This is a genomic window from Alteromonas sp. CH_MED4-4, from assembly GCF_037029575.1.
Lineage (GTDB): Bacteria > Pseudomonadota > Gammaproteobacteria > Enterobacterales > Alteromonadaceae > Alteromonas > Alteromonas macleodii.
In genome coordinates this window covers 23,031-35,335 of record NZ_JAYMEU010000027.1, presented here as the reverse complement: position 1 = coordinate 35,335, position 12,305 = coordinate 23,031, and the positions used below count along the sequence as shown (strand labels likewise).

Here is a 12,305-nt window from a genome sequence, read left to right as displayed (position 1 = left end):
TACTATGGAATTTAATAAAGCACGTGTCAGTCTTAGTTTAGCCTTTGTGTTGCTGGCGGGTATATTTTTCAGTGGATTAAGCGCGGCAATGCCAGCAACAACGGATGTAGTGGTAGCTAAATCACATGACAGTGACGTAACTAAGGACGCTTTACCTCGTTTTAGCTCTGTGTCCCAAGCTGTTGCTTATATCGCGTCTCACAAGCCACAAAAAGATAAAGTATGGACCGTCTTTATTAGCGAAGGCATTTATCGAGAGCGTGTCGTCATAAACGTTGATAATGTTAACTTTGTGGGCCAGTCGCAAGAAACAACGACTATCGTTTTCAATCGATATGCAGGTCAACAAGTCGCAGAGAATTCTCAAAAAAAATGGGGAACTCGTCGCACTGCCACTGTGGAGATTTTAGGTGATAATATCACTCTGGAAAATATCACTATCACCAACGATTTTGATTATCCCGGTAACGAGGTCAAAGCAAAAGACGACCCTACTCGATTATCAGGTACGCAGGCAGTAGCGCTTAAAACCGATGTGAACTCCGATCGCACTTACCTTAAAAATGTCGCACTCTGGGGTTACCAAGATACCCTCTATTTAAAAGGTGACCGCGCTCTGATTGAAGGCGGAACAATAGCAGGACATATTGACTTTATTTTTGGTGAGGGCACCGCGTTTTTTGAAAGCGTTTCTATTGTTTCCCGTACACGTTATTCTGGCGGTGATAGCGAAGGACTAACAGGCTACATCACCGCCCCAAGCACTCATTTACAGCGTCCTTATGGGTTAACGTTCAATAACTGTAGGCTTGAAAGAGAACACGGCGTTCCAGATGAAAGCGTGGCACTGGGAAGGCCTTGGCATCCTACAACCACCTTTTCAGATGGCCGATATGCAAACCCTTACGCTGTAGGTAAAACCACGTTTATCAACACCTATATGGCAGGTCATATCATCCAAAAGCGCTGGACTACTATGGGTGGATCTACGCCATCAGGTACAAAGAGACCATTTAATCCCCACACAGAAGCAAGATTTTCCGAGTACCAATCTCATGGAGAAGGTGCACCTAAAGCAGTCTCCTCACCAGCAATAAACTCTCATTTTCTGAATGATAAAAACGCGGCTTTTTACACTAAAGAGGCGGTATTGCGAGGCTGGGTGCCTAATAACATCCCGAAAGATATTAAATAGGGCAACATAAGCGTAAGTAATTTGCTCGGCACATTGCGTAACCACTTGGTATCTATTATCTTTTAGTTATCACTGTGCCACTACTACCCTTATGTCTATACGTGTTCGTTATATCGTTGCGTTATTGCTAACCGCTACACTCGTCACTCTTTCTTTTATTGTTCTGTACGAATTAATCAGTGATCAGAAGAAAGATGCTGAAATTATCAATATCGCGGGTCAGCAACGCATGCTTTCACAGCGTATTGCGTTGCTCACCTCTACACCAAACATTTGCGAAGACAGTGAAGAGCAAAGGTATTTGGCGCAATCGTTAGCACGTTTCAAACAAAATCATCAACAGCTTGTGTCACTCGATAACCTTCCCGCCTCTATCTCTAATACTTACTTTAACGAAGGCCAGCTCGACAACAAAGTAAACCGATACATAAAAAGCGCCGATCAAATTTTAGATGCAGCACAGTGTCAGCCCACTACGCTTTTAGATATTCAAGCGCTGACATCGCTATTACAACAGCTTGATTATGTCGTCGCGCGGTTCGAGCAAGACGCCACTGCTAGAGTAGATGTGGTTCTTTCGATTGAAGTTTACTTATGGCTAGCCACACTCGCTCTATTATGTATCGAGGCAGCATTCATCTTTTCCCCTATGGAGCGCACCGTTAAACGGTCATTTGCCAAACTAACGAGCTTGAAAGAGCAAGCGGAAAGTTCGGCTGATGAGGCTCGTAGAGCAAGCAAAGCAAAATCAGAGTTTCTTTCAAGCATGAGTCACGAACTTCGCACACCAATGAACGGCCTGTTTGGCATGATCGAGTTGGCCATAGACAACCCTGACAAAAGCAACATTTACCTTAAAAAAGCCAAAACTGCTGGTAGGCAACTCCTTGTGTTAATCAACGATATTCTCGATATATCAAAAATTGAAGCAGGCAAAATCAAAATTGAACAGGCGCCAGTCGACCTATTACAAGTCTTGGACGATGTGGTGTCGTTACAGCGGGTTTACTGCCAAAGAAAAGGTCTTGAATTTCATTACTTAAAAGACCCTGACTTACCTCACGTCATTAAAGGCGATATCACTCGTATTTCGCAAATTCTGCACAACTTGTTAAGTAATGCAATTAAGTTTACTGAACAAGGTTCTGTCACGTTAAAGGTCACCTATACCAAACGCCCAAACGGCAATTATTTAAGCTTCGATGTTATTGATACCGGCATTGGTATCGAGTCATCTAAGCTTGATAATATCTTTAAGAAATTTGAGCAAGCCGACCAATCCACCACCCGTGAGTACGGGGGCACAGGGCTAGGGTTAAGTATTGCGAAGCAGTTGGCGAAACTCATGCTCGGCGACATCAATGTAACCTCATTTGTAGGCCAAGGAAGTACCTTCAGTTTTACTATGGCAGCGGAAGAATCTCAGCTGCCTGACATTAACGTTGAACCCAGTGCTAATTTGCGCTGTGCGATAGTTGATGACTTACAAACCAGCCGCGAATATTTTGAGCATGTCGTTACCTCCATGTCGATTGTGCCCCAAAGTTATGATAGTGCAAAAGCCTACCTATCAGACAGCCCACTGGCTTTCGACGTTATTATTCTTGATTTGTCTATGCCAGAGATGAGCGGGGTCGATTTGCTAGAACAGTTGAAGGCGATGAACCCAGATAAATTTCCTAAAATCATTCTTATCTCTGCTGAACTGGAACGACTAGAAGATGAAAATGATGTTTCTGAACTTATCTGGCGTACGCATGCTAAGCCCATTAATCGTCGAGAACTTGAGCATGATTTAGGAAGGTTAATTGAGACAAAACCCGTATCTCATAATGATGTTAAAGAAGGCAATAAGAAGAAACGCATACTGCTAGCTGAAGACAACGAAATCAATGCCGAAATCGTGAAGACTATATTGCAGTCAGAAGGCTATAAGTTCCTGCATGTTAAGAACGGAAAAGATGCCGTAGACGTGGGCAAGCGACATCAATTCGACCTTATTTTGATGGACTGCAATATGCCCGTCATGGGAGGAATTGAGGCATCAACAATATTACGCAAGGCACTGGAGGTTGACACACCAATTGTTGCGCTCACTGCAAACGCCTTCGCAGAAGACAAAGAAGAGTGCTTGGCTGCCGGCATGACTGACTTTTTAGCCAAGCCTTTAGACAAAGACACGCTGCTGGTTTGTATCAAGAAATATATCGGTTAGCTGCATGTACTAACACTCAACAAGGTGCTGTTTGACAGACCACTTCCACATTTTATACGGTATAGGGTTCTTGCTCTGCAATGTACCCTGGCGCGATGGCTAAATTGTCGGTATTCGCAAGGCTCTGCTGATTCCTAAGCCAAAGTTGATACTCTCCGGTACGTAAGCTTGCATGTTTTGTACAATCAACATTCCAACGTCTAAGCAGATACCCCGCCATGGCAGCCCGCACTTCCAATATAAGCACGCCTTCTTCCATGGCGTAATCAAGCTCTATTGCGGTAGCATACTTAATATTCTTAGGATGCGGCACAATTTCAAGTGAGATAAGTCTTCCCCACTCTTCATCACAATCTATGCATTCATGGGTTTCAGGTTCTGCTTTAACCGTTACCTTACTAATTCGAGTTAGCACAAAATCTCTGAAACTTTGTGATTTTCTGTCGAATGCGCGAACATGCCAGCGTTGACCATTATCAACAATACTATGAGGCACTAACTCTCTTGCACCACTGCCGCTTGAAAGCGACGTATAGATTACGCTCATCGCCTTTTTGTTCACGATGGCTTGTACCACTTTCGCCACCACAAAAATATCAGGAATATTAAGTGAAGATGCACTTTCAACAGGGAAATGTATGTCACCGATCGCATCAAATCCATCTGATATGTCGTTGGCAAGCTTCACAAGGGTTCGCTTTGCATCATGTTCAAAAACCGGAATAAAGCTTTCTGTTTGAAAGTAACGTTTTTCCCTTGGATCGTAGACTAAGTTATCAGGGGCGAGCTCTTTGTATAGTGTAAAGTCACGAGAACCAGCCGATAGTCCCACTTCAAAGCGATTTATTAAGTCTTGGCGATGAATAGCCCCCTTAAACAAAAGGCAGAAATCGATATACGCCAGTCGTTGGCGTTGAGAAAAAGAAATGGTTTCTAACATGGTGCGCACTTATTGTATTTTTATTCAGTGTGGTTTATTTAAAGCCGTATGTAAATAGCAATAGAAATAAAAAAGCCCAGCACGAGGCTGGGCTTAAACTTTTAGCCTTTAAGGTTTATGACTTCACACGTTTGCGAGCGAAAAACATACCACCTAAAGCCAGAAGCGATAGCGCAAAGGTACCTGGTGCAGGTACTTGAGCGATGGTGAAGCTTGCGGTTGCTGGCGTAGCCGTTTTGGGTGAGAGTGGACCTACTGCAGCGTCAACAAATTGATTTTGCAAAAATGTAAATGGCGATATATCAATCCCGAAAGAAGTAGCCAAAAACTGCGCGCGATAAAGGCTAACTTCATTTTGCCCTTGCTGTGGTGCTGTCGAACCGAGCGCCCCAGCTGATTCAGCAAAAAGAGCTGTACCTTCAACCCTTCCCGAAAAAAACTCAGGCGGAAAAGTAGGCCCTCCTGGGAACGTCGGAATTGCTTGAGTACCAAACGGCATGAGGCTTTCAATACTATTATCAATGAATTGCAACACTCTATTATCAAAGCTAAATGCTGTAGAATAGGCAGACATGAGAGTCTGTACGCTATTATTAAAAAAGCCGGAAATACTTACTGTAACTGTCACTGTATCACCAACATTATAAATCGCCTTATCTGTCGTCAAACTAATGAGTGCTGCATTTGCATTAAAAGTGGCGGCAGCCATTAATAGTAAAAAGAATTTTTTCATTGTTATTTTCCTAAAATTAAATTGCACAGTTAGCGCGTGTACACATCGCCATTAATGCCTGAATATCGAAGAAGCTAATTTGGCCGTCGCCGTTGAAATCGTAGTTTTCACCCGATGCTTGCCCTTGTAAAAACAGTTGATAGAAGGCCATGATATCGTTGTAATCCACATCGTTATCACCATCAAAATCTCCAACTGTTACCTCTTCTGGGAAGTTAAGCACTACCACTACTGGGTCGTGATCTGACGAGCGATACGCATCAGCGCCGTAGTAACTAGAAAGCTGGTTTTCAGTCTTATATTCAACGTTATAGTCGAACACACGAGGTTCATCGGCATTAATGTGCCATACCGTTGCATCTACCACATATTCAGTTAATGAAGGGCTTGATAAGGCATGATCGAGATAACCTACTTCGCCGCCGAAGCTATACGAATAAGCGCTGTCGCCATCGAAGAAGTTAACCAAGTTACTGTAGCCAGCCTCTTCAAGCGCAAGGATAGGTTCCTCTTTCGCATAGGCATTCAAATCACCCATTACGATAACGCGGTCAGACAATACATCACTATTTTGCTCAACAAGAGAAATTAGGCCTTGTGCTGCTTGGGTACGCAGTTCGTTCCAACAGCCTTGACCGTCACCTAAATCAGCATTATCGCCTGTAGCACTGCCACAGCTTCCTTTTGATTTAAAGTGGTTTATCGCTAAGGTAAAGTCTTCGCCGTTACTGTTTACGTTAAAGCTTTGTAGTAAAGGTTGACGGTTACCATAGTCAAATGGTGCGCTAGATGAAGTCACAGGGTTACCCTGTAGCGAAACTACTGCTGGTTTATAGATAATACCTACCGCTATTTCATCGCCGCCTAGCTGTGATTCTAATGCAACATAGCTGTATGCATCGCTACCCAGTTCAGCGTTAACGCTGTCAACTAGTGTAGCAATTGCAGAGTCACTGCTATAACCATCGTTTTCAATTTCAACAAGGCCAAGTACATCGGCATTCATCGCTACAATAGCAGCAATGGTTTTCGCTTTCTGACGTTCAAATTCAGCAACTGAATCTGCGCCGCGAGAGGTTGGGAATTCTGGACCGTTGAAGTAGTTAAGCACATTAAAGCTAGCCACTTTTACATCACCGATAGCATTTAGCTGTGGTGCAGCAATCCGCGAATTAGTGCGCACGGTTTGAATATCACCAACAGGGATGAGGTTGTAAGCACCAAAGGCATAATGTAATACACCTTCAAGAGCCTCTACACTGTCTCCCAAACGCAGTGGATTGTTGTGTGATAAACCACCTACAGGGAAAGGAATATCATCCAAATTCTGTGAGGTTTCTCCGTCATCAACCAATAAGGAATTTCGTGCATTAATTTCGGCTAGCGCCAACGCTTCTTGTGAACCCGCTACAAACTGATTAGTAGGAATGAATAAGCGTTCTGAAGACACGTTGAATTGACCATAACGTCCAAGGTTGTAGATATCAGAAACTTTAAGCGTTTGCTCAAAACTAACATGCATGCCCTCTAATGCTTCTAAATCAGTTTCAAGGCTAAATGGCATAGCAACAGGTGTGTAAAGCACATTACTACCTACACCCGTAATCTCGAGTTCTGCAGACAGAGTTAATTGAGTTACACCAAAGCGCTCGCCTACTGTACCTTGCAAACGCACCGCATCCCCTGCTTCCGGCAGGTTGAATGAGCCTGCGTAAACGAACACACCTTCAGAAGTTGCCTGATTATCGTCTGAATCACTTGCTTCTTCCTGAACAAAGAAACCGCTCATGGCTGGTACAACTTTTGTTACTACAGCCTCCACAATGACGTCAGCGCCAACCATTGCTGACTCATCGCCTTCGCCTTGGATAGCGCTAATTAGTACTACTTCACCAACGGGGTCTGTAGGATCAGTAGGATCCGTCGGGTCGGTGGGATCCGTAGGCTCGCTAACAGATCCATTGTGCGAACCAAAATTGTTAAGCGTATCTTTTGGTAGGCTATCCCATTCTTCAAGGGTAAACGCTGGGTTGCGGTTAGGATTGCCTGCTGTTACTGAACTCTTGCGTACCAAAGTAACGTCTTTACCCCAGTTAGTTTTAACGCCGTACGTACCTAGAGCATCAACAACCTGACCGTTAGCGACGAGCTCAATGTAGTCATCGCCATTGAAATTAATCACGAAGCTGCTAATCGTTGAGCCGGCAGTTAACAGTGCATCTGCACTTCCGTGAGCGAATGTTGCTACGCCACCTGCTGGGATTGTGCCTTCAAGTGCTAACACTTTACGGTCAGCATCTGCGGTCTCACCATTGGAGAGTAAAACTAACTCATAACCCGCTAGACTTACCGGTTGTGTCGAGCTATTGAAAAGCTCTATACCTTTATTGAAACCGCCACCTTCGATGTATTCTGAAATGTAAATACTGCTGGTAGAAGGTGTTGTGTCACCGCCGGTATCACCACCTGTGTCGCCGCCGGTATCACCACCCGTGTCACCGCCAGTATCGCCACCCGTGTCACCGCCAGTATCACCACCTGTACCATCACAACTCTCGTTGAAGATAAGTGAAGCAAGTTCAGGTTTGTCAATAAACGGATTTCGGTTTCCTTGGAATTCATAAACGCGCTCGTTACGACGACGTTCGAAATCATCCACTGGATCACTTTCATGCCATTGAAGCAATACGCAAAGCTTACCAAACGCGGCTTCGCTAGTAGAGGTAAGGCGATTTACTAACACTAAGTCGTCTTCGGTATCACCAGCTGTATTGCCATCGTAACGCACGTCCATGTATAGCATTGAGCGTGCTACATCACCTTTTACTGCGTCACGAGGCTCAAAAGAGTCACCATCAACTCGGTTTAACGGAGCTTCAGAAAGCGTGCTATCACTAAAATCAAAATCTAAGTTGCCGCGTGAGCTATTTACAGAAATATCGGTAGGACGCAGGTGCAGAATATCGCTGTATGCCGTTAGGCTTGAGCTAGGAAAACCATGGCTCTTAGCCCAAACATGTTCGCGATTCCAATTGTCTGGGTTGGTGCTTTGACTACCGCTACCGTTGGTAAACTTGCCTTGTGATATGCCTTTGTAGAACAAGATAACGTTATCGATGTTAGCAGGATCTTCATCAGTGTAAGTGAGTGCTGTCCACACTTCTGAGTAAGAAAGCGTACGATGACCATTTTCAATGATGTTATGCGCCGTGTCTTTTAACGTTTGCGCACTTTCACCGTTTGCAATAGCTGTGTCGAGAGCTGCGTAATAGTCAGATGCAACAAAGTCGCTGGCTAGGTTAACTGCTTCCAAATCAGGGCAGTTAAAACAAGTACCACTTAAGAAAAGAAGTTCATTTGAAGGTTCACCGCCGTCGTCAGGGTTACCGCCAGTATCCCCACCATCGGTAGTTCCATTTCCACTTACTGAAATACTGTCTAAATTGAGATATTCGGTACCCGAGTTGTTAGCCATGGCTACTTTCAGTTCTAAAGTGCTTCCGCTACCTATCGTTTCGGTCAGTGTTGCAGAACCAAAGTCTTCCTGTACCGTATTCGTTGCCCCTTCTGAAAGCGTAATAAGCTCGAATGCGCCACCATCTAATGAGTAAAATACATCGATGTAGTCTGTCGACTCAAAATTTCCACTTTGAGAAAGCACCGCACTTATGGTGATATCACCGGCACCAGATATATCGATAGACTCGCTCAACCAGACTACTTCACCGTCAGTATCACGTGCTTGCATTGCGCCGCTTTCAACACGGAACCAGTCTGAAGTGGCACTTAGCTCACTCGCTGACACGTCTACTGACCAACGATCAACACCTTCAAGATCAACAATTGCTCCCGCTGGGTCTGAGCCAGTTGCGCCCTTGCCTTGCAGTTCATTTGCTTCGAAGTCCTCTTGCCATACTGTATCTGCAGAGGCATTAATAGAAACAACGCCTAACGACAATGCGCCCGCCAACAACGCGTTGACTACTTTAGCTGATTTCCTCAGCTTATACTTTTGTGTGTTACCCTCATGAATCATTTTGCTTTCCGCTTTTTTGTATAAGGAAGGTATAAATTCTTATACATACGTATATACAGCAAGCACTTAATAAAAATAATAATATAAACGTCACAAACGTTAAAAATCAGAAACTTAGACGTTTAAAATAAACTTACTTATTGATTAACTCTGCTGAACTTTGGTACAGGGAAAGTTGATTTGTCACAATGCGTAAATGTTTCAGCTTTGAAATATTTTAGTGACTCGCCGTGGTGCATGTTACAGTTTTATGCACAAAAAAAGAGCGCCTAGTGGACGCTCTTTCAATCATAACTTTAGGACAAAAAGCGCTGGGTAAACGCCTTTTCGTTGTTGCCTATAACTGCTCGTTTAAGAAGGCGTTAAAGTCTGCCTGAAATGCAGATTTCAGCCGCATACACTGTTGAGACTCGTCCTGCATAATTTCGACACCGCGTGCCATTCCTTGATAGGTCTCGCTAATTGGCGCGTAGAACGCATTGGCCATTTCTAAGTTTTCAGCCGAACAGGTTGTTGAAACAAATTCCGGCATTCTGCTTACATGGTAATCAGGCATTTTTGCTAGTAGCGCGTCTTTATTCTTACTAAGCCACTCGTACAATAGCGTATGATCGTCTAAGTTACGTGCCACTCTCACCACCATATACATGGTATTTGCAGGCGTAATATCATCGGTAAGCGCTAAATCTAACATTTTAAAGACGGTCGCTTTGTCTTCAAAGTACATCGAATACACCAGCGTGCTTTTCACATTTGGCAACTGTGCTTTTTTAAAAGCCTCTACAATTGTATTAAACCATGTGCCCTGCTCGCCTTGTTCACTATTTCGCGTAGCAATTTCAATTGCTGTACCGGCAATACCGGAAGGAACACTGCTAGTATCTGCAAGGTACTGTTTCGCTATTTTAACGCTTTGTTCAACAAGTTGATCATTGTTCGAATGAGTACCCAGCAAGCTGTATAGCTGGTTACGCAGGCGGATAACATCTGCGTTATCCTGCTCACTTTGAGACAAGGTTAGCTTGTTTAACAAAGGCATATAATTTTGATTTAGAAGCTTTGCATATGCGGCTTTATTGTCTTCATTTACTAAATAACTAAACTCAGCTAACACCCCAACAGCCGCACGAATGACCGCAGGGTCATCATCTTTTGCCAAGCTATTAAGAACCTTCATCACGCTGTCTACACCTACTTGATCTGCGTTTAACAGCGCCTGGTAGTTGTATAGCACATTTTTCTTTTCACGCTTATTTAGCGCGTCAATGTTATTTAGCAGTGCGTTTAGCTGAGCTGGTTCAATTGACCAACGGAAGTAACCTGTTGCATTGTCATTAGGGTATACCCAGTCTGCTTCAGCAAGCTGAGGTAAAACTGTGGTTTCTTTATCAATAAAAACCACTTCGTTTAGTATTTTTCCGTTTGATTGATAAGTCAGCTTTAATGGAACTGCCCATGTCTTATCTTCCACGGTCGCGCCTGCAAGGTGAAAACGGGACTGGGTTAATTTGCCATCTTTTGAAATATGAATAAGTGGGTAGCCCGGCTGTTCCAAGTAGGCTTTCATCATGGCGCTTAAGTTGAAATCGGACACTTCATCGAGGGCGCGCCACAAATCGTCTGCTACGGTATTACCCCAAGCATGGGTATTCATGTAGTTTTGAACGCCTTCACGAAACTTTTCTGTACCAATTAGCGATTCAATCATTTGTAAAATTGATTCACCTTTTGAGTAGTTCAAGCCCAACCCATCCATCACATCTGGCTGACTTTTCACTACCTTTTTAACAGGTTTCACCGTGGGACTAGCATCTGCACCAAATGCTCCCTCTTGCACTATGCGATCGGCGTAGTTCAACTCTGGATACAAGGTTTTCATGGTATGACTTGCAGCCCAAGACGCAAACGCTTCGTTCAGCCATAGGTCATCCCACCACGCCATTGTTACCAAGTTGCCAAACCATTGGTGAGCAAGTTCATGCGCAATAACATTTAGCGGTCGTGAACGCTCCGTGACGCTTGGGTTATCTTCTAGCAGTAACAAACTATCGCGATAGGTAATTAAACCTACGTTTTCCATTGCACCGTGGGTAAAGTTGGGTACGGCAACAAAATCCTTTTTTTTATAGGGGTACTTGATACCAAAAAAATCTTCTAGCGAGGCTAGGATTTCTGGGATGTGTTTGATAACAAATTTGGTTTTATCGGCATACCCTTTTGGAACGTATATTTTTCCTGGCACCGACAGCCCAGAAATTTCAGCACTATCAAAGGGCCCTACGGTATAGGCAATAAGATAAGTCGGCATGGGCTTAGTTTTTTCAAACACTACGGTTTTAATCCCGTTTTCCACTGTCACCTTTTCAACAGGTGTATTACCCACAATTTCCTGATGTTCAGGAGAACTGATGGTCATTTGATAAGGAATTTTGAAGTTTGGCTCATCAAAACTTGGAAACGCTTTTCGCGCATGCATATCTTCAAACTGGGTAAATATATAGTTGGTCTCTTCAAAACGTGACAGATACATGCCATCTGAAGACGTGTTCACTTTCCCTTCAAACGTAATCTCTAACGTATACTTCCCAGGCGCAATCTCATCTTGCGATTCGCCCCAATTGATGTCGTATTCTCCAATCGTAACATTTAGAGGAAAGCTGCTGCTTCCAGACACTAAACGCGCAGAAGTTACGGTCAAATCTTGCTGATAAAAGCCCACTTTCTTAGTTGGGGTTTTAACCGTTACATCAATATTCGTTTTTCCAGAATATGTAGGGTTATCAGGGTCGATATTTAAGTGAATGCGTTGAAAAGTGGGAGCGATTGTTGACGGTAAGCGGTATTCAACATCAGCAAGTGTCTTTTTCGCGGGTGATACGACTGCAGATGCAGTTTGCGCTTCTTGCGCCACTACTGCCGTTGTCGATAGCGATGTGAATGCAAAAACACTCGCAACCACACCGGCTAGTGTAGATAGTTGTTTCATTATGGTTTATCCATGTTATGGGAAGATCCCTATATTCATCCATGGGTAAGAATAAATATCAAAAAGGGCCTTAGCAATCTAAAGCCCTTTTGGCATTGGTTCAAATTGTTACTATTCATGTCAACCGCAAGAAATGTGCATTTCAGCGTAGATTGACTCTGGCGAATTATCTTGTTTCTGCTTCACTGCCTGCTGACAGC

At 43.8% G+C, this 12,305-nt stretch carries 6 protein-coding genes; 2 read left to right on the top strand and 4 right to left on the bottom strand.

Annotation, left to right across the window (positions count from 1 at the left end; translation table 11 throughout):
• Positions 1-4: 4 nt before the first annotated feature.
• Both WA381_RS16340 and WA381_RS16335 read left to right on the top strand, forming a co-directional pair.
• Entirely contained in the window at positions 5-1,195 is a 1,191-nt protein-coding gene (locus tag WA381_RS16340) for a pectinesterase family protein (RefSeq protein ID WP_156086541.1), read from the top strand.
• A 91-nt stretch (positions 1,196-1,286) separates the two neighbouring features.
• The gene (locus tag WA381_RS16335) at positions 1,287-3,410 is read left to right on the top strand and encodes a response regulator (RefSeq protein ID WP_014976843.1); all 2,124 of its coding nucleotides are present in this window, start codon (positions 1,287-1,289) and stop codon (positions 3,408-3,410) included.
• 52 nt (positions 3,411-3,462) lie between these two features.
• On the opposite strand, the gene WA381_RS16330 is transcribed toward WA381_RS16335, so the two are convergent.
• From WA381_RS16330 to WA381_RS16315, 4 genes are all read right to left on the bottom strand, one after another.
• Positions 3,463-4,350, bottom strand: coding sequence for a WYL domain-containing protein (locus WA381_RS16330; protein ID WP_156086542.1), 888 nt, complete (start codon positions 4,348-4,350; stop codon positions 3,463-3,465).
• Between the two features lie 115 nt (positions 4,351-4,465).
• Positions 4,466-5,083 carry a PEP-CTERM sorting domain-containing protein gene (locus WA381_RS16325; RefSeq protein ID WP_156086543.1) on the bottom strand — a complete coding sequence of 206 codons (618 nt, stop codon included), beginning with the start codon at positions 5,081-5,083 and terminating at the stop codon, positions 4,466-4,468.
• A gap of 16 nt (positions 5,084-5,099) precedes the next feature.
• Positions 5,100-9,119, bottom strand: coding sequence for an ExeM/NucH family extracellular endonuclease (locus WA381_RS16320; RefSeq protein ID WP_156086544.1), 4,020 nt, complete (start codon positions 9,117-9,119; stop codon positions 5,100-5,102).
• A 337-nt stretch (positions 9,120-9,456) separates the two neighbouring features.
• On the bottom strand, positions 9,457-12,105 hold the full coding sequence (locus WA381_RS16315) for a M1 family metallopeptidase (protein ID WP_156086545.1): 2,649 nt from the start codon (positions 12,103-12,105) through the stop codon (positions 9,457-9,459).
• Positions 12,106-12,305 lie beyond the last annotated feature (200 nt).

Bases quoted from the DNA above. Each gene is read 5' to 3' on its own strand.
- WA381_RS16340 (WP_156086541.1), top strand. From the start codon at position 5: ATGGAATTTAATAAAGCACGTGTCAGTCTTAGTTTAGCCTTTGTGTTG.
- WA381_RS16335 (WP_014976843.1), top strand. From the start codon at position 1,287: ATGTCTATACGTGTTCGTTATATCGTTGCGTTATTGCTAACCGCTACA.
- WA381_RS16330 (WP_156086542.1), bottom strand. From the start codon at position 4,350: ATGTTAGAAACCATTTCTTTTTCTCAACGCCAACGACTGGCGTATATC.
- WA381_RS16325 (WP_156086543.1), bottom strand. From the start codon at position 5,083: ATGAAAAAATTCTTTTTACTATTAATGGCTGCCGCCACTTTTAATGCA.
- WA381_RS16320 (WP_156086544.1), bottom strand. From the start codon at position 9,119: ATGATTCATGAGGGTAACACACAAAAGTATAAGCTGAGGAAATCAGCT.
- WA381_RS16315 (WP_156086545.1), bottom strand. From the start codon at position 12,105: ATGAAACAACTATCTACACTAGCCGGTGTGGTTGCGAGTGTTTTTGCA.